Annotated in this window: 13 protein-coding genes and 1 tRNA gene; all 14 read left to right on the top strand. The window is 59.0% G+C overall.

Translation table 11 applies throughout. The features are described from left to right. Positions 1–1,176 (top strand): elongation factor Tu (tuf, locus tag E8E75_RS01465; RefSeq protein WP_280357742.1); only part of this gene is annotated, 1,176 nt, incomplete at its 5' end. Between the two features lie 53 nt (positions 1,177–1,229). Continuing rightward, positions 1,230–1,305, top strand: a tRNA-Trp gene (locus E8E75_RS01460). Between the two features lie 47 nt (positions 1,306–1,352). Then, on the top strand, positions 1,353–1,721 hold the full coding sequence (gene secE / locus E8E75_RS01455; RefSeq protein WP_153917512.1) for a preprotein translocase subunit SecE: 369 nt from the start codon (positions 1,353–1,355) through the stop codon (positions 1,719–1,721). A gap of 10 nt (positions 1,722–1,731) precedes the next feature. Beyond that, the gene (gene nusG, locus E8E75_RS01450) at positions 1,732–2,265 is read left to right on the top strand and encodes a transcription termination/antitermination protein NusG (RefSeq protein ID WP_028630537.1); all 534 of its coding nucleotides are present in this window, start codon (positions 1,732–1,734) and stop codon (positions 2,263–2,265) included. 116 nt (positions 2,266–2,381) lie between these two features. Continuing rightward, the gene (gene rplK / locus E8E75_RS01445; protein ID WP_003448698.1) at positions 2,382–2,813 is read left to right on the top strand and encodes a 50S ribosomal protein L11; all 432 of its coding nucleotides are present in this window, start codon (positions 2,382–2,384) and stop codon (positions 2,811–2,813) included. Next, positions 2,813–3,508, top strand: a complete 696-nt coding sequence (gene rplA / locus E8E75_RS01440) for a 50S ribosomal protein L1 (RefSeq protein WP_153917510.1) — start codon at positions 2,813–2,815, stop codon at positions 3,506–3,508. Before rplK ends, rplA begins: the two co-directional genes overlap by 1 nt. 212 nt (positions 3,509–3,720) lie before the next feature. Then, complete coding sequence (rplJ, locus tag E8E75_RS01435; RefSeq protein WP_016490524.1) at positions 3,721–4,221, top strand: 50S ribosomal protein L10; 501 nt, start codon at positions 3,721–3,723, stop codon at positions 4,219–4,221. An 86-nt stretch (positions 4,222–4,307) separates the two neighbouring features. After that, entirely contained in the window at positions 4,308–4,676 is a 369-nt protein-coding gene (rplL, locus tag E8E75_RS01430; RefSeq protein ID WP_028630534.1) for a 50S ribosomal protein L7/L12, read from the top strand. A gap of 221 nt (positions 4,677–4,897) precedes the next feature. Next, positions 4,898–8,971, top strand: a complete 4,074-nt coding sequence (rpoB, locus tag E8E75_RS01425; RefSeq protein ID WP_120653279.1) for a DNA-directed RNA polymerase subunit beta — start codon at positions 4,898–4,900, stop codon at positions 8,969–8,971. Between the two features lie 67 nt (positions 8,972–9,038). Continuing rightward, positions 9,039–13,238 (top strand): DNA-directed RNA polymerase subunit beta', encoded by a 4,200-nt coding sequence (gene rpoC, locus E8E75_RS01420; RefSeq protein ID WP_077525957.1) that lies wholly within the window; start codon positions 9,039–9,041, stop codon positions 13,236–13,238. A gap of 164 nt (positions 13,239–13,402) precedes the next feature. Further along, complete coding sequence (gene rpsL, locus E8E75_RS01415; protein ID WP_003448708.1) at positions 13,403–13,774, top strand: 30S ribosomal protein S12; 372 nt, start codon at positions 13,403–13,405, stop codon at positions 13,772–13,774. Between the two features lie 108 nt (positions 13,775–13,882). Further along, positions 13,883–14,353 carry a 30S ribosomal protein S7 gene (gene rpsG / locus E8E75_RS01410; RefSeq protein ID WP_003448710.1) on the top strand — a complete coding sequence of 157 codons (471 nt, stop codon included), beginning with the start codon at positions 13,883–13,885 and terminating at the stop codon, positions 14,351–14,353. Positions 14,354–14,383: 30 nt separating this feature from the next. Beyond that, positions 14,384–16,513, top strand: coding sequence for an elongation factor G (gene fusA / locus E8E75_RS01405; protein WP_120653278.1), 2,130 nt, complete (start codon positions 14,384–14,386; stop codon positions 16,511–16,513). 30 nt (positions 16,514–16,543) lie between these two features. After that, a partial coding sequence (gene tuf / locus E8E75_RS01400) for an elongation factor Tu (protein ID WP_280357791.1) occupies positions 16,544–17,706 on the top strand: 1,163 nt, incomplete at its 3' end.

Genomic DNA, 17,706 nt, shown 5'->3' with positions numbered 1-17,706 from the left:
GAACGTAACAAACCGCACGTCAACGTCGGCACCATTGGTCACGTTGACCATGGCAAGACCACTCTGACTGCTGCTCTGACCAAGGTCTGCTCCGAGACCTGGGGCGGTTCCGCTCGTGCGTTCGACCAGATCGATAACGCGCCGGAAGAGAAGGCTCGTGGTATCACTATCAACACTTCCCACGTTGAATACGATTCCGCCATTCGTCACTACGCTCACGTTGACTGCCCCGGTCACGCTGACTACGTGAAGAACATGATCACCGGTGCTGCGCAGATGGACGGCGCGATCCTGGTTTGCTCGGCTGCTGACGGCCCCATGCCGCAGACTCGTGAGCACATCCTGCTGTCTCGTCAGGTAGGCGTTCCTTACATTGTCGTGTTCCTGAACAAGGCCGACATGGTTGATGACGCCGAGCTGCTGGAGCTGGTCGAGATGGAAGTTCGCGACCTGCTGAACACCTACGACTTCCCGGGTGACGACACTCCGATCGTGGTCGGTTCCGCTCTGATGGCCCTGGAAGGCAAGGACGACAACGAAATCGGCGTTTCCGCCGTTCGTAAGCTGGTAGAGACCCTGGACTCCTACATTCCGGAGCCGGTGCGTGCTATCGATCAGCCGTTCCTGATGCCGATCGAAGACGTGTTCTCCATCTCCGGTCGCGGCACCGTGGTGACCGGTCGTGTTGAGCGCGGTATCGTCAAGGTGGGCGAGGAGATCGAGATCGTCGGTATCCGTCCGACCACCAAGACCACCTGCACTGGTGTTGAAATGTTCCGCAAGCTGCTCGACGAAGGTCGTGCTGGCGAGAACGTTGGCGCCCTGCTGCGCGGCACCAAGCGTGATGACGTAGAGCGTGGTCAGGTTCTGGCCAAGCCGGGCACCATCAAGCCGCACACCAAGTTCGAGTGCGAAGTGTACGTGCTGTCCAAGGAAGAAGGTGGTCGTCACACTCCGTTCTTCAAGGGCTACCGTCCGCAGTTCTACTTCCGTACCACTGACGTGACCGGAAACTGCGAACTGCCGGAAGGTGTTGAGATGGTAATGCCGGGCGACAACATCAAGATGGTTGTCACCCTGATCGCTCCGATCGCCATGGAAGACGGCCTGCGCTTCGCGATCCGCGAAGGCGGTCGTACCGTTGGTGCCGGCGTTGTAGCCAAGATCATCGAATAACGACTTGATCTTGGTGTGTCAGGCCGGCATAATGGTCGGCCTGACTTTGTTACAGGCCAGTAGCTCAATTGGCAGAGCGGCGGTCTCCAAAACCGCAGGTTGGGGGTTCGATTCCCTCCTGGCCTGCCAGATTCCAAGAGTGAGAATCTGGCATTTCTCTCACAGGATCTTAGCTGATGAATGCCAAGGCTGAAGCCAAAGAAACACGCTTCGACGTTCTGAAGTGGGTCGTTGTGGTGGCTCTTGTTGCTGTTGGTGTGGTCGGCAATCAGTATTTCTCCTCTGAGCCGATCCTGTACCGTGTTCTCGCGCTTCTTGCTCTTGCTGCTGTCGCTGCTGTTGTGGCGCTGCAGACCGCTAAGGGTCGGACTTTCTTTGTTCTCGCTAAGGAAGCTCGCGCGGAGATTCGCAAGGTTGTTTGGCCGACCCGTCAGGAAACCACCCAGACCACTCTGATTGTCGTGGCTGTCGTGCTGGTAATGGCGCTGCTGTTGTGGGGGCTTGATACCCTGCTCGGCTGGCTTGTTTCGTTGATTGTTGGTTAATAGGTGCGCCGTGGCTAAGCGTTGGTACGTTGTGCATGCTTACTCGGGTTACGAGAAGCATGTCATGCGCTCGCTAATCGAGCGCGTCAAGCTGGCTGGCATGGAAGACGAGTTCGGCGAGATTCTGGTCCCCACTGAAGAGGTGGTGGAGATGCGTAATGGCCAGAAGCGCAAGAGCGAGCGTAAGTTCTTCCCCGGCTATGTGCTGGTCCAGATGGAAATGAACGAGGCGACTTGGCACCTGATCAAGGATACGCCACGCGTCATGGGCTTTATCGGTGGTACCGCCGACAAGCCTGCGCCCATCACTGAAAAAGAAGCTGAGGCTATCCTGCGTCGCGTCGCTGACAGTGGTGATAAGCCGAAGCCGAAGACGCTGTTCGAGCCTGGTGAAACCGTTCGTGTAATTGATGGGCCGTTCGCTGACTTCAACGGCGTTGTCGAAGAGGTTAATTACGAGAAGAGCCGGATCCAGGTGGCCGTGCTCATCTTCGGTCGCTCTACTCCGGTAGAGTTGGAGTTCAGTCAGGTCGAGAAGGCTTAGCTGACAATGGCATCCCAACCCCGCAGCCCTAGGTTGCGGGGTTTTGTCGTCACTGGGATAAACGCGAAAGCAATCGGGGAGCCTTAGGGCGCTAGAACCCGTAACTGGAGTTATACATGGCTAAGAAGATTCAAGCTTATATCAAGCTGCAAGTGAAGGCCGGTCAGGCCAACCCGTCGCCGCCGGTCGGTCCTGCTCTGGGTCAACATGGCGTGAACATCATGGAGTTCTGCAAGGCGTTCAACGCCAAGACTCAAGGCCTCGAGCCGGGTCTGCCGACTCCCGTGATCATCACTGTATACAGCGACCGCAGCTTCACTTTCGAGACCAAGAGCACCCCGGCTTCCGTTCTGCTGAAAAAAGCGGCCGGTATCGCTAGCGGTTCTCCGCGTCCGAACACCCAGAAAGTAGGCACCGTTACCCGTGCTCAGCTGGAAGAGATCGCTAAGGCCAAGAAGGCTGATCTTACTGCAGCTGACCTGGATGCGGCCGTGCGTAGCATCGCCGGTTCCGCTCGTAGCATGGGCCTGAACGTGGAGGGTGTGTAATGGCTAAGCTGACCAAGCGCCAAAAGGCAATCGCCGAGAAAGTAGAAGCTGGCAAGCAGTACGGTTTCGAAGATGCCGCCAAGCTCCTGGCTGAACTGGCGACCTCCAAGTTCAAAGAGTCCGTGGACGTCTCCATCAATCTGGGTGTCGATCCGCGTAAATCCGACCAGGTCGTTCGTGGTGCCACCGTTCTGCCGAACGGCACCGGCAAGAGCGTCCGCGTTGCCGTGTTCACCCAGGGTCCGGCCGCTGAAGCTGCACTGGCTGCTGGTGCCGAGAAAGTCGGTATGGACGAACTGGCTGCCGAGATGAAAGCCGGCGACCTGAACTACGACGTGGTTATCGCCTCCCCGGACGCGATGCGTGTCGTCGGTCAGCTGGGCCAAATCCTCGGTCCGCGTGGCCTGATGCCGAACCCGAAGGTCGGTACCGTGACTCCGGACGTAGCTACCGCCGTGAAAAACGCCAAGGCTGGTCAGGTGCGTTTCCGTACCGACAAGAACGGCATCATTCACGCTTCCGTCGGCAAAGTCGACTTCGAGCCGATCAAGCTGAAGCAGAACGTTGAAGCTCTGCTGGCTGACCTGAAGCGCCTGAAGCCGTCCACCTCCAAGGGTGTGTACCTGAAGCGCGTGACTCTGAGCACCACTATGGGGCCAGGTCTGCAGATCGATCAGGCTTCCCTCGAAGGCTAAGTGATAAAGGCGCGACGGATTTATCCGTCACGCCAGGTATTGGGGTCCCTGCCTGGCGGGGGCTATCCAAGACCGTAGGCGGCGCAAGCCTCAAACCGGGAAGCGATTTCCGAGCCTACGCAGATGGTGCTCCCGATTCGTTTACCGAATCAGACACCAAAACGCCGTCCGGCTCCGGCTGGACGAAACGGTAACATCCAGGAGTTAGACCCGTGGCAATTAAACTCGAAGACAAGAAGGCCATCGTCGCTGAAGTCAACGAGGCTGCCAAAGCTGGCCTGTCCGCTGTCGTGGCTGATGCCCGTGGCGTGACCGTAGCCGCTATGACCGGACTCCGTAAAGAGGCCCGCGAGGCTGGTGTGTACGTACGTGTCGTGCGTAATACACTGGCTCGCCGCGCCGTTGCCGGCACTCAGTTCGAGGTGCTCAACGACGTGTTCAAAGGCCCGACCCTGATTGCGTTCTCCAACGAACATCCGGGCGCTGCTGCTCGTATCTTCAAGGAATTCGCCAAGGGTCAGGACAAGTTCGAGATCAAGGCCGCTGCATTCGAGGGCCAGTTCCTCGCAGCCAATCAGATCGACGTACTGGCGACCCTGCCGACCTACAACGAAGCCGTTGCACAGCTGATGAGCGTTATCCAAGGCGCTACCAGTAAGCTCGCTCGTACTCTGGCGGCAATTCGCGACCAGAAAGAAGGCGCTGCTGCCTGATCCAGGCCGCATAACCCTCTTTCAAGCTGAATCTTTCAAAATTTTGATGGCCGCATAGGCCGTCCACCTATACAGGAATTAGAGTCATGGCTCTGACCAACGAAGACATCATCAACGCCGTATCCGAAATGTCCGTCATGCAGATCGTTGAACTGATCAAGGCGATGGAAGAGAAGTTCGGCGTTACCGCTGCTGCTGCCGTTGCTGCTGGCCCGGCTGCTGCCGCCGCTGTTGTTGAAGAACAAACCGAGTTCAACATCATCCTGACCGAAGCCGGCGAGAAGAAAGTGAACGTCATCAAGGTCGTTCGCGAGCTGACCGGTCTGGGTCTGAAAGAAGCCAAGGCAGTAGTTGACGGCGCCCCGGGCGTGGTCAAAGAAGGCGCTTCCAAAGAAGAGGCCGAAGCTGCCAAGAAAGCTCTGGAAGAAGCTGGCGCCAAAGTCGAGCTCAAGTAAGCGACGACCTTGCGTCAACAGCCGAAGCGCTCCGCGCAAGGCTGACGGCTGGTGGCTTATGCCACCGGCCTTTTTCCGTTCTAGGTGGTTGTCTTGGGACGCCACCTGGGACGTGACCCGACCTCTATTGCGAGGCGGAGCAAACCAAGGGGTTTGCAAGATTTTCTGGCTACTCCCGTCGGAGGGGCCAAACAAGCAGGTGACCAAGCTGGGGAACGCTGATGGCTTACTCATACACTGAGAAAAAACGTATCCGCAAAGACTTTAGCAAGTTGCCGGACGTCATGGATGTACCTTACCTCCTGGCCATCCAGCTGGATTCGTATCGCGAATTCCTGCAGGCGGGAGTCAGCAAAGAGCAATTCCGTGACATCGGCCTGCACGCGGCCTTCAAGTCTGTTTTCCCGATCATCAGCTATTCCGGCAACGCCGCTCTGGAATACGTCGGCTATCGCCTGGGTGAGCCGGCATTCGATGTCAAGGAATGCGTGCTGCGCGGTGTGACCTTCGCCGTGCCGCTGCGGGTAAAAGTCCGTCTGATCATCTTCGACAAAGAGTCGTCGAACAAAGCGATCAAGGACATCAAGGAACAAGAAGTCTACATGGGGGAAATCCCCCTGATGACCGAAAACGGTACGTTCATCATCAACGGTACCGAGCGCGTCATCGTCTCCCAGCTGCACCGCTCTCCGGGTGTGTTCTTCGACCACGACCGTGGCAAGACCCACAGCTCGGGCAAGCTGCTGTACTCCGCTCGTATCATTCCCTACCGCGGTTCCTGGCTGGACTTCGAGTTCGATCCGAAGGACTGCGTATTCGTGCGTATCGACCGTCGCCGCAAACTGCCGGCCACTGTCCTGCTGCGCGCGCTGAACTACAGCACTGAAGAAGTGCTGAATGCCTTCTATGCCACCAACGTCTTCCACGTGAAGGGCGAAGGTCTGCACCTCGAGCTGGTTCCGCAGCGTCTGCGGGGCGAGATCGCCGTGTTCGACATCAAGGATCAGAACGGCAAGGTGATCGTGGAGCAGGGTCGTCGTATTACTGCCCGCCACATCAACCAGCTGGAGAAGGCTGGCATCAAGGAGCTGGAAGTTCCGATGGACTACGTGCTGGGTCGTACCAGCGCCAAGGCTATCGTGCATCCGGCCACCGGCGAGATCATCGCCGAATGCAACACCGAGCTGACTACCGACCTGTTGGTGAAGATCGCCAAGGCCCAGGTTGTCCGCATCGAAACTCTGTACACCAACGACATCGACTGCGGTCCGTTCATTTCGGACACCCTGAAGATCGACTCCACCGGCAATCAGCTGGAAGCCCTGGTCGAGATCTATCGCATGATGCGTCCTGGCGAGCCGCCGACCAAGGAAGCCGCCGAAACCCTGTTCAACAACCTGTTCTTCAGCGCCGAGCGTTACGACTTGTCCGCCGTGGGCCGCATGAAGTTCAACCGTCGTATCGGTCGCACCGAGATCGAAGGTTCGGGCGTGCTGAGCAAGGAAGATATCGTCGACGTGCTGAAGACCCTGGTCGACATCCGTAACGGCAAGGGCATCGTCGACGACATCGACCATCTGGGTAACCGCCGCGTTCGTTGCGTCGGCGAGATGGCTGAGAATCAGTTCCGTGTTGGCCTGGTGCGCGTCGAGCGCGCGGTCAAGGAACGTCTGTCGATGGCCGAAAGCGAAGGCCTGATGCCGCAAGACCTGATCAATGCCAAGCCTGTGGCCGCAGCGATCAAGGAATTCTTCGGTTCCAGCCAGCTATCCCAGTTCATGGACCAGAACAACCCGCTCTCCGAGATCACCCACAAGCGCCGCGTTTCCGCACTCGGCCCGGGCGGTCTGACCCGTGAGCGCGCGGGCTTCGAGGTTCGTGACGTACATCCGACCCACTACGGCCGCGTGTGCCCGATCGAGACCCCTGAAGGTCCGAACATCGGTCTGATCAACTCCCTGGCAACTTACGCCCGCACCAACCAGTACGGCTTCCTGGAAAGCCCGTACCGTGTTGTGAAGGGTACCCAGGTTACCGACGAGATCGTCTTCCTCTCCGCGATCGAAGAGGCCGACCACGTTATCGCTCAGGCATCGGCGACGATGAACGAGCAGGGCCAACTGGTCGACGAGCTGGTAGCCGTACGTCACCTGAACGAATTCACCGTGAAGGCGCCGGAAGACGTAACTCTGATGGACGTCTCTCCGAAGCAGGTCGTTTCCGTTGCTGCCTCGCTGATTCCGTTCCTCGAGCACGACGACGCCAACCGCGCACTCATGGGCTCGAACATGCAGCGTCAGGCCGTGCCGACCCTGCGTGCCGACAAGCCTCTGGTAGGTACCGGTATGGAGCGCAACGTTGCGCGCGATTCCGGTGTCTGCGTCGTGGCCCGGCGTGGCGGCGTGATCGACTCGGTCGACGCCAGCCGTATCGTGGTTCGTGTCAACGATGACGAAGTCGAGACTGGCGAAGCCGGCGTCGACATCTACAACCTGACCAAATACACCCGTTCCAACCAGAACACCTGCATCAACCAGCGCCCGCTGGTGCAGAAGGGTGATGTGGTCGCTCGCGCCGACATCCTCGCCGATGGTCCGTCCACCGACATGGGTGAACTCGCCCTGGGTCAGAACATGCGCGTCGCGTTCATGCCCTGGAACGGTTTCAACTTCGAGGACTCCATCTGCTTGTCCGAGCGCGTGGTGCAGGAAGATCGCTTCACCACCATCCACATCCAGGAACTGACCTGTGTGGCGCGTGACACCAAGCTCGGCCCAGAAGAAATCACCGCGGACATCCCCAACGTGGGCGAAGCTGCGCTGAACAAGCTGGACGAAGCCGGTATCGTCTACGTTGGTGCGGAAGTGCAGGCTGGCGACATCCTGGTCGGCAAGGTGACTCCGAAAGGCGAGACCCAGCTGACTCCGGAAGAGAAGCTGCTGCGCGCGATCTTCGGTGAGAAGGCGTCCGACGTTAAGGACACCTCCCTGCGCGTGCCGACTGGCACCAAGGGCACCGTGATCGACGTCCAGGTCTTCACTCGTGACGGCGTCGAGCGCGATTCCCGTGCGCTGTCCATCGAGAAGATGCAGCTGGACGAGATCCGCAAGGACCTGAACGAAGAGTTCCGTATTGTCGAAGGCGCAACCTTCGAGCGTCTGCGTTCCGCACTGGTTGGCCAGGTTGCCGAAGGTGGCGCTGGCGTGAAGAAAGGCACCGAGATCACCGACGAGTACCTCGACGGCCTCGAGCGCGGCCAGTGGTTCAAGCTGCGCATGTCCGAAGACGCTCTGAACGAGCAGCTGGAGAAGGCCCAGGCCTACCTGTCTGATCGTCGCCAGATGCTGGATGACAAGTTCGAAGACAAGAAGCGCAAGCTGCAGCAGGGCGACGACCTGGCTCCGGGCGTGCTGAAGATCGTCAAGGTCTACCTGGCCATCAAGCGTCGTATCCAGCCGGGCGACAAGATGGCGGGCCGTCACGGTAACAAGGGTGTGGTCTCCGTGATCATGCCGGTCGAAGACATGCCTCACGATGCCAATGGCACTCCGGTGGACATCGTCCTCAACCCGCTGGGCGTACCGTCTCGTATGAACGTCGGTCAGATCCTCGAAACCCACCTGGGCCTCGCTGCCAAGGGTCTGGGCGAGAAGATCAACCGTATGATGGAAGAGCAGCGCAAGATCGCTGAACTGCGCGAATTCCTCCATGAGATCTACAACGAGATCGGTGGCCGTCAGGAAAGCCTGAACGAGCTGAGCGACCAGGAAATCCTGGACCTGGCCAAGAACCTGAAGGGCGGCGTTCCCATGGCCACCCCGGTGTTCGACGGTGCCAAGGAAAGCGAGATCAAGGCCATGCTGAAGCTCGCCGACCTGCCGGAAAGCGGTCAGATGCGCCTGTTCGACGGCCGTACCGGCAATCAGTTCGAGCGTCCGACCACCGTCGGCTACATGTACATGCTCAAGCTGAACCACCTGGTCGACGACAAGATGCACGCACGTTCCACCGGTTCTTACAGCCTGGTTACCCAGCAGCCGCTGGGTGGTAAGGCCCAGTTCGGTGGCCAGCGTTTCGGGGAGATGGAGGTCTGGGCACTGGAAGCCTACGGTGCCGCCTACACCCTGCAGGAAATGCTGACCGTGAAGTCGGACGACGTGAACGGCCGGACCAAGATGTACAAAAACATCGTGGACGGCGATCACCGCATGGAGGCCGGCATGCCCGAGTCCTTCAACGTGTTGATCAAAGAGATCCGCTCGCTCGGCATCGACATCGAACTGGAAACCGAATAACACGCGACGCCCAAAACGCTACGGCTGGTCAAGGCCGGTCGTAGCGGGTCCGTGAGGAGGAAAGGCCTTGAAAGACTTGCTGAATCTGTTGAAAAACCAGGGTCAAATCGAAGAGTTCGATGCCATCCGTATTGGTCTGGCCTCGCCCGAGATGATCCGTTCCTGGTCCTTCGGTGAAGTGAAAAAACCGGAGACCATCAACTACCGTACCTTCAAGCCGGAGCGCGATGGCCTGTTCTGCGCCAAGATCTTCGGTCCGGTGAAGGACTACGAGTGCCTGTGCGGTAAGTACAAGCGCCTCAAGCATCGCGGTGTGATCTGCGAGAAGTGCGGTGTTGAAGTCGCCCTGGCCAAGGTGCGCCGTGAGCGCATGGGCCACATCGAGCTGGCTTCGCCCGTTGCCCACATCTGGTTCCTGAAGTCCCTGCCGTCCCGTATCGGCCTGCTGCTGGACATGACCCTGCGTGACATCGAGCGCGTGCTCTATTTCGAGAGCTACGTGGTGATCGATCCGGGCATGACCACCCTCGAGAAAGGCCAGCTGCTGAACGACGAGCAGTACTTCGAAGCCCTCGAAGAGTTTGGTGACGACTTCGATGCCCGCATGGGTGCCGAAGCTGTTCGCGAACTGCTCAATGCCATCGATCTGGATCATGAAATCGGCCGCCTGCGCGAAGAAATTCCGCAGACCAACTCCGAGACCAAGATCAAGAAGCTGTCCAAGCGCCTGAAGCTGATGGAAGCCTTCAAGGACTCCGGCAACCATCCAGAGTGGATGGTGCTTACTGTCCTGCCTGTGCTGCCGCCGGACCTGCGTCCGCTGGTTCCGCTGGATGGTGGTCGCTTCGCGACCTCCGACCTTAACGATCTGTATCGTCGGGTGATCAACCGTAACAACCGTCTGAAGCGCCTGCTCGACCTGGCTGCGCCGGACATCATCGTGCGCAACGAAAAGCGCATGCTGCAGGAAGCTGTCGACGCCCTGCTGGACAACGGTCGTCGTGGCCGTGCCATCACCGGCTCGAACAAGCGCCCTCTGAAGTCCCTGGCCGACATGATCAAGGGCAAGCAAGGCCGCTTCCGTCAGAACCTGCTCGGTAAGCGAGTGGACTACTCCGGTCGTTCGGTAATTACCGTAGGTCCGACCCTGCGCCTGCACCAGTGCGGTCTGCCCAAGAAGATGGCTCTTGAGCTGTTCAAGCCGTTCATCTTCGGCAAGCTGGAAGCCCGCGGCATGGCCACCACCATCAAGGCGGCCAAGAAGATGGTCGAGCGCGAACTGCCCGAGGTCTGGGACGTTCTCGCCGAAGTCATCCGCGAACACCCCGTACTGCTGAACCGTGCGCCTACCCTGCACCGTCTGGGCATCCAGGCGTTCGAGCCGGTCCTCATCGAAGGCAAGGCCATCCAGCTGCATCCGCTGGTCTGCGCCGCGTATAACGCCGACTTCGACGGTGACCAGATGGCCGTTCACGTTCCGCTGACCCTCGAGGCCCAGCTGGAAGCGCGCGCGCTGATGATGTCCACCAACAACATCCTCTCGCCTGCCAACGGCGAGCCGATCATCGTTCCGTCGCAGGACGTGGTTCTGGGTCTGTACTACATGACCCGTGAAGCCGTTAACGCCAAGGGCGAAGGTCGCGTGTTCGCGGACCTACAGGAAGTCGACCGCGTATTCCGCGCCGGTGAAGCGTCCCTGCACGCCCGCGTGAAAGTGCGCATCAACGAGACCGTGAAGGACAAGGACGGCTCCATCACCAAGAACACCCGCATCGTCGACACCACTGTCGGCCGTGCGCTGCTGTTCCAGGTGGTCCCGGCTGGCCTGTCGTACGACGTCGTCAACCAGCCGATGAAGAAGAAGGCGATCTCCAAGCTGATCAACCAGTGCTATCGCGTGGTAGGTCTGAAGGACACCGTCATCTTCGCTGACCAGCTGATGTACACCGGTTTCGCCTACTCCACCATTTCCGGTGTTTCCATCGGTGTGAACGACTTCGTCATCCCCGATGAGAAGGCTCGCATCATCGATGCCGCTACCGAGGAAGTGAAGGAAATCGAATCCCAGTACGCCTCCGGCCTGGTGACCCAGGGCGAGAAGTACAACAAGGTGATCGACCTCTGGTCCAAGGCCAACGACGAAGTGTCCAAGGCGATGATGGCCAACCTCTCGAAAGAGAAGGTTGTCGATCGCGAGGGCAAGGAAGTCGACCAGGAGTCCTTCAACTCCATGTACATGATGGCTGACTCCGGCGCGCGGGGTTCCGCGGCCCAGATCCGTCAGCTGGCCGGCATGCGTGGCCTGATGGCCAAGCCGGACGGCTCCATCATTGAAACCCCGATCACCGCGAACTTCCGTGAAGGCCTGAACGTACTCCAGTACTTCATCTCCACTCACGGTGCTCGTAAAGGTCTGGCGGATACCGCACTGAAGACCGCGAACTCCGGTTACCTGACTCGTCGTCTGGTAGACGTTGCCCAGGACCTGGTAGTGACCGAGGTCGACTGCGGCACCGAGCACGGTCTGCTGATGACCCCGCACATCGAAGGCGGCGATGTCGTCGAGCCTCTGGGTGAGCGCGTACTGGGGCGTGTCATTGCCCGTGACGTGTTCAAGCCGGGCTCCGATGAAGTCATCGTTCCGGCCGGTACTCTGGTCGATGAGCAGTGGGTTGAGTTCATCGAGCGCATGAGCGTCGACGAAGTAATTGTGCGTTCCCCGATCAGCTGCGAAACCCGCTACGGCATCTGCGCCAAGTGCTACGGTCGTGACCTGGCGCGTGGCCACCAGGTGAACATCGGTGAAGCGGTCGGCGTAATCGCCGCCCAGTCCATCGGTGAGCCGGGTACCCAGCTGACCATGCGTACCTTCCACATCGGTGGTGCGGCCAGCCGTACTTCCGCAGCCGACAACGTCCAGGTTAAGAACGGCGGTACCATCCGCCTGCACAACCTAAAGCACGTCGAGAACCTCAACGGCCATCTGGTTGCCGTGTCCCGTTCCGGCGAGCTGGCCGTGGCCGACGACTTCGGTCGCGAGCGCGAGCGTTACAAGCTGCCGTACGGTGCTGTGATCTCCGTGAAGGAAGGCGACAAGGTCGATCCGGGCGCCATCGTTGCCAAGTGGGACCCGCACACCCACCCGATCGTGACCGAAATGAAGGGTACCGTTACCTTCGTCGGCATGGAGGAGGGCATCACCATCAAGCGCCAGACCGACGAACTGACCGGTCTGACCAACATCGAAGTTCTGGATCCGAAGGATCGTCCGGCTGCTGGCAAGGACATTCGTCCGGCCGTGAAGCTGGTGGACGCCAATGGCAAGGAGCTGCTGCTGCCGGGTACCGACGTTCCCGCCCAGTACTTCCTGCCGGCGAACGCCTTGGTTGGTGTGGCCGACGGTTCGCAGGTGGGTGTGGGTGACGTTATCGCCCGTATCCCGCAGGAAACCTCGAAGACCCGCGACATCACCGGTGGTCTGCCGCGCGTTGCCGACCTGTTCGAAGCTCGTCGTCCGAAAGAGCCTTCGATCTTGGCCGAAATCAGCGGCACCATCTCCTTCGGCAAGGAGACCAAAGGCAAGCGCCGTCTGGTCATCACTCCGAACGATGGCAGCGACCCGTACGAGGAGCTGATTCCGAAGTGGCGTCACCTGAACGTGTTCGAAGGCGAACAGGTGAACCGCGGCGAAGTTATCTCCGACGGCCCGAGCAACCCGCACGACATCCTGCGTCTGCTGGGTGTCAGCGCGCTGGCCAAGTACATCGTCAACGAGATCCAGGACGTGTACCGCCTGCAGGGCGTGAAGATCAACGACAAGCACATCGAAACCATCCTGCGTCAGATGCTGCGCAAGGTCGAGATTGCCGAGTCGGGTGATTCCAGCTTCATCAAGGGCGACCAGATGGAGCTGACCCAGGTGCTGGAAGAGAACGAGCGTCTGGCGACCGAAGACCGCTTCATCGCCAAGTTCGAACGCGTCCTGCTGGGTATTACCAAGGCCTCGCTGTCCACCGAGTCGTTCATCTCCGCGGCGTCCTTCCAGGAAACCACCCGCGTCCTCACCGAGGCGGCGGTTACCGGCAAGCGCGACTACCTGCGCGGCCTGAAGGAAAACGTGGTTGTGGGTCGCCTGATCCCGGCTGGTACCGGTCTGGCCTACCACAGCGAGCGCAAACGTCAGCGTGAAGCCGGCAAGCCGGTTCGCGTGAGCGCGAGCGAAGTGGAAGCAGCGCTGACCGAAGCGCTGAACTCCAGCAGCAACTAAGCGTGATACCCCCCGGAGGCCTTGGCCGTCGGGGGGTATTGCCTTGACGGGGACATTGAGTCTCTTTAGACTCATGCACCCCTAAATTTGGCAGGGCGCTATGCCCTGTCATTTTGCTTTCTTTGTAAGGCAATAGCGTCGAAAGACAACAGTGGAGCAATTAGATGGCAACTATTAACCAGCTGGTGCGTAAGCCGCGCAGCCGTATCGTCGAGAAATCCGACGTACCTGCGCTGCAGAACTGCCCGCAGCGTCGTGGCGTATGCACCCGCGTCTACACCACCACGCCGAAGAAACCGAACTCCGCACTCCGTAAGGTTTGCCGTGTTCGTCTGACCAACGGCTACGAAGTGACTTCGTACATCGGTGGTGAAGGTCACAACCTGCAAGAGCACAGCGTAGTGCTGATCCGTGGCGGTCGTGTAAAGGACCTTCCGGGTGTGCGTTACCACACCGTGCGCGGTTCGCTGGATACCACCGGCGTTAAAGACCGTAAGCAGGGTCGTTCCAAGTACGGTACCAAGCGTCCGAAGTAATTCGGTGCTAAATCAGTTTTTTATTCATTGAGTCGATAAGAGTAAGGTCGGGCGTAACCGAATGGTTATGGTCCCGGGCTAACCTGAAGACCGTTTGAGGGCTTATCAATGCCAAGACGTCGTGTAGCAGCCAAGCGTGAGATTCTGGACGATCCGAAATACGGAAGCCTGATCCTCGCCAAGTTCATGAACCACGTGATGGAAAGCGGCAAGAAGGCCGTAGCCGAGCGCATCGTTTACGGTGCCCTGGATACCGTCAAATCCCGCAAGAACAGCGATCCCCTGGAAATCTTCGAGAAAGCTCTCGACGCCATCGCTCCGCTGGTCGAAGTAAAGTCCCGCCGTGTAGGCGGTGCCACTTACCAGGTTCCGGTCGAAGTTCGTCCGTCCCGTCGTAATGCTCTGGCCATGCGTTGGCTGGTTGAGTCCGCGCGCAAGCGCGGCGAGAAGTCCATGGCCCTGCGCCTGGCAGGCGAGCTGCTGGATGCCTTCGATGGCAAAGGCGCTGCTGTCAAGAAGCGTGAAGACGTGCATCGTATGGCTGAGGCCAACAAAGCGTTCTCGCACTACCGCTTCTAATTACGGCATCCATTCTTTTGCGAGGGCTTTATGGCTCGTAATACAGCAATTAACCGCTATCGCAACATCGGCATCTGCGCCCACGTTGACGCGGGCAAGACCACCACGACTGAGCGCATCCTGTTCTACACAGGCCTGAGCCACAAGATGGGTGAGGTTCACGATGGCGCTGCAACCACCGACTGGATGGTGCAGGAGCAGGAGCGTGGTATTACCATTACCTCTGCTGCCATCACTACCTTCTGGGAAGGTTCGCGTGGTCAGTACGACAAGTACCGCGTAAACGTCATCGACACCCCCGGCCACGTAGACTTCACCATTGAGGTGGAGCGTTCTCTGCGCGTGCTGGACGGTGCTGTCGTTGTATTCTGCGGTACTTCCGGTGTTGAGCCCCAGTCCGAAACCGTATGGCGTCAAGCCAACAAGTACGGCGTTCCGCGTATCGTCTACGTGAACAAGATGGACCGCGCTGGCGCCAACTTCCTTCGCGTGGTCGGCCAGATCAAGAACCGCCTGGGTCACACCCCGGTTCCGGTTCAGTTGGCCATCGGTGCTGAGGACGAGTTCCAGGGTCAGGTCGATCTGCTGAAGATGAAGGCCATCTACTGGAACGAAGACGACAAGGGTACCTCCTATCGCGAGGAAGAAATTCCCGCTGAGCTGGTGGACCTGGCCAACGAATGGCGCAACAACATGGTTGAGGCTGCTGCCGAAGCCAACGAAGAGCTGATGAACAAGTACCTGGAAGAAGGTGAGCTGACGATCGAGGAGATCAAGGCCGGCCTGCGTCAGCGTACTATCGCCTGCGAAATCGTTCCGGCTGTCTGCGGTTCCTCTTTCAAGAACAAGGGCGTGCCCCTGGTGCTTGACGCTGTCATCGATTTCCTGCCGGCTCCGACCGAGATCCCTGCGATCAAGGGCGTTCACCCGGACAGCACCGACGACAACGAAATCCACGACGAGCGTCCTGCAGATGATGGCGCGCCGTTCTCTGCGCTGGCGTTCAAGATCGCTACCGACCCGTTCGTCGGTACCCTGACCTTCGTTCGTGTCTACTCGGGCGTTCTGGAGTCTGGCCAGTCGGTCATCAACTCCGTGAAGGGTAAAAAAGAGCGCGTTGGTCGTATGGTGCAGATGCACGCCAACCAGCGTGACGAGATCAAGGAAGTGCGCGCGGGCGACATCGCTGCACTGATCGGCATGAAGGATGTCACCACTGGCGACACTCTGTGCGACATCGAGAAACCGATCATCCTTGAGCGTATGGACTTCCCGGAGCCTGTTATCTCGGTAGCTGTTGAGCCGAAGACCAAGGCTGACCAGGAGAAGATGGGTATCGCCCTCGGCAAGCTGGCCCAGGAAGATCCTTCGTTCCGCGTCAAGACCGACGAAGAAACCGGCCAGACCATCATCTCTGGTATGGGTGAGCTGCACCTGGATATCCTCGTCGATCGCATGAAGCGTGAGTTCGGCGTTGAGGCCAATATCGGCAAGCCGCAGGTTTCCTACCGCGAAACCATCTCCAAGGACAATGTCGAGATCGAAGGCAAGTTCGTTCGTCAGTCCGGTGGTCGTGGTCAGTTTGGTCACTGCTGGATCCGCTTCTCCTCCGCTGACGTGGATGAGAAAGGCAACATCGCCGAAGGTCTGGTGTTTACCAATGAAGTCGTGGGTGGCGTGATTCCCAAGGAATACATCCCGGCGATCCAGAAGGGCATCGAAGAGCAGATGAAGAACGGCGTTGTTGCCGGCTACCCGCTCATCGGCCTGAAGGCCTCCGTGTTCGATGGTTCCTACCACGACGTCGACTCCAACGAGATGGCGTTCAAGATCGCTGCCTCCATGGCGACCAAGCAGCTTGCCCAGAAGGGCGGCGGTAAAGTGCTTGAGCCGATCATGAAGGTAGAGGTGGTGACCCCCGAGGACTACATGGGTGACGTGATGGGCGACCTGAACCGTCGTCGTGGCCTGATTCAGGGGATGGAAGACAGCGTTTCCGGTAAGGTTATTCGTGCCGAGGTTCCGCTGGGCGAGATGTTCGGTTATGCGACCGACGTGCGTTCCATGTCCCAGGGTCGCGCGAGCTACTCCATGGAATTCTCCAAATACGCCGAAGCTCCGTCGAACGTCGTCGAAGCACTGGTTAAAAAACAAGGTTGATTCAGCCCTTTAAGTAAGAGGTTTACTGTCGTGGCTAAAGAAAAATTTGAACGTAACAAACCGCACGTCAACGTCGGCACCATTGGTCACGTTGACCATGGCAAGACCACTCTGACTGCTGCTCTGACCAAGGTCTGCTCCGAGACCTGGGGCGGTTCCGCTCGTGCGTTCGACCAGATCGATAACGCGCCGGAAGAGAAGGCTCGTGGTATCACTATCAACACTTCCCACGTTGAATACGATTCCGCCATTCGTCACTACGCTCACGTTGACTGCCCCGGTCACGCTGACTACGTGAAGAACATGATCACCGGTGCTGCGCAGATGGACGGCGCGATCCTGGTTTGCTCGGCTGCTGACGGCCCCATGCCGCAGACTCGTGAGCACATCCTGCTGTCTCGTCAGGTAGGCGTTCCTTACATTGTCGTGTTCCTGAACAAGGCCGACATGGTTGATGACGCCGAGCTGCTGGAGCTGGTCGAGATGGAAGTTCGCGACCTGCTGAACACCTACGACTTCCCGGGTGACGACACTCCGATCGTGGTCGGTTCCGCTCTGATGGCCCTGGAAGGCAAGGACGACAACGAAATCGGCGTTTCCGCCGTTCGTAAGCTGGTAGAGACCCTGGACTCCTACATTCCGGAGCCGGTGCGTGCTATCGATCAGCCGTTCCTGATGCCGATCGAAGACGTGTTCTCCATCTCCGGTCGCGGCACCGTGGTGACCGGTCGTGTTGAGCGCGGTATCGTCAAGGTGGGCGAGGAGATCGAGATCGTCGGTATCCGTCCGACCACCAAGACCACCTGCACTGGTGTTGAAATGTTCCGCAAGCTGCTCGACGAAGGTCGTGCTGGCGAGAACGTTGGCGCCCTGCTGCGCGGCACCAAGCGTGATGACGTAGAGCGTGGTCAGGTTCTGGCCAAGCCGGGCACCATCAAGCCGCACACCAAGTTCGAGTGCGAAGTGTACGTGCTGTCCAAGGAAGAAGGTGGTCGTCACACTCCGTTCTTCAAGGGCTACCGTCCGCAGTTCTACTTCCGTACCACTGACGTGACCGGAAACTGCGAACTGCCGGAAGGTGTTGAGATGGTAATGCCGGGCGACAACATCAAGATGGTTGTCACCCTGATCGCTCCGATCGCCATGGAAGACGGCCTGCGCTTCGCGATCCGCGAAGGCGGTCGTACCGTTGG

This window comes from Pseudomonas sp. BN606 (assembly GCF_029873115.1).
In the GTDB taxonomy this organism is placed as follows: Bacteria; Pseudomonadota; Gammaproteobacteria; order Pseudomonadales; family Pseudomonadaceae; genus Metapseudomonas.
This window is presented reverse-complemented; position numbering and strand designations above follow the sequence as displayed.

What these genes read in the sequence shown, in the direction of transcription:
- rpoB (WP_120653279.1), top strand. Translation starts at nt 4,898, where the DNA reads ATGGCTTACTCATACACTGAGAAAAAACGTATCCGCAAAGACTTTAGC.
- fusA (WP_120653278.1), top strand. Translation starts at nt 14,384, where the DNA reads ATGGCTCGTAATACAGCAATTAACCGCTATCGCAACATCGGCATCTGC.
- rpsG (WP_003448710.1), top strand. Translation starts at nt 13,883, where the DNA reads ATGCCAAGACGTCGTGTAGCAGCCAAGCGTGAGATTCTGGACGATCCG.
- rplL (WP_028630534.1), top strand. Translation starts at nt 4,308, where the DNA reads ATGGCTCTGACCAACGAAGACATCATCAACGCCGTATCCGAAATGTCC.
- rplK (WP_003448698.1), top strand. Translation starts at nt 2,382, where the DNA reads ATGGCTAAGAAGATTCAAGCTTATATCAAGCTGCAAGTGAAGGCCGGT.
- secE (WP_153917512.1), top strand. Translation starts at nt 1,353, where the DNA reads ATGAATGCCAAGGCTGAAGCCAAAGAAACACGCTTCGACGTTCTGAAG.
- rpsL (WP_003448708.1), top strand. Translation starts at nt 13,403, where the DNA reads ATGGCAACTATTAACCAGCTGGTGCGTAAGCCGCGCAGCCGTATCGTC.
- rplA (WP_153917510.1), top strand. Translation starts at nt 2,813, where the DNA reads ATGGCTAAGCTGACCAAGCGCCAAAAGGCAATCGCCGAGAAAGTAGAA.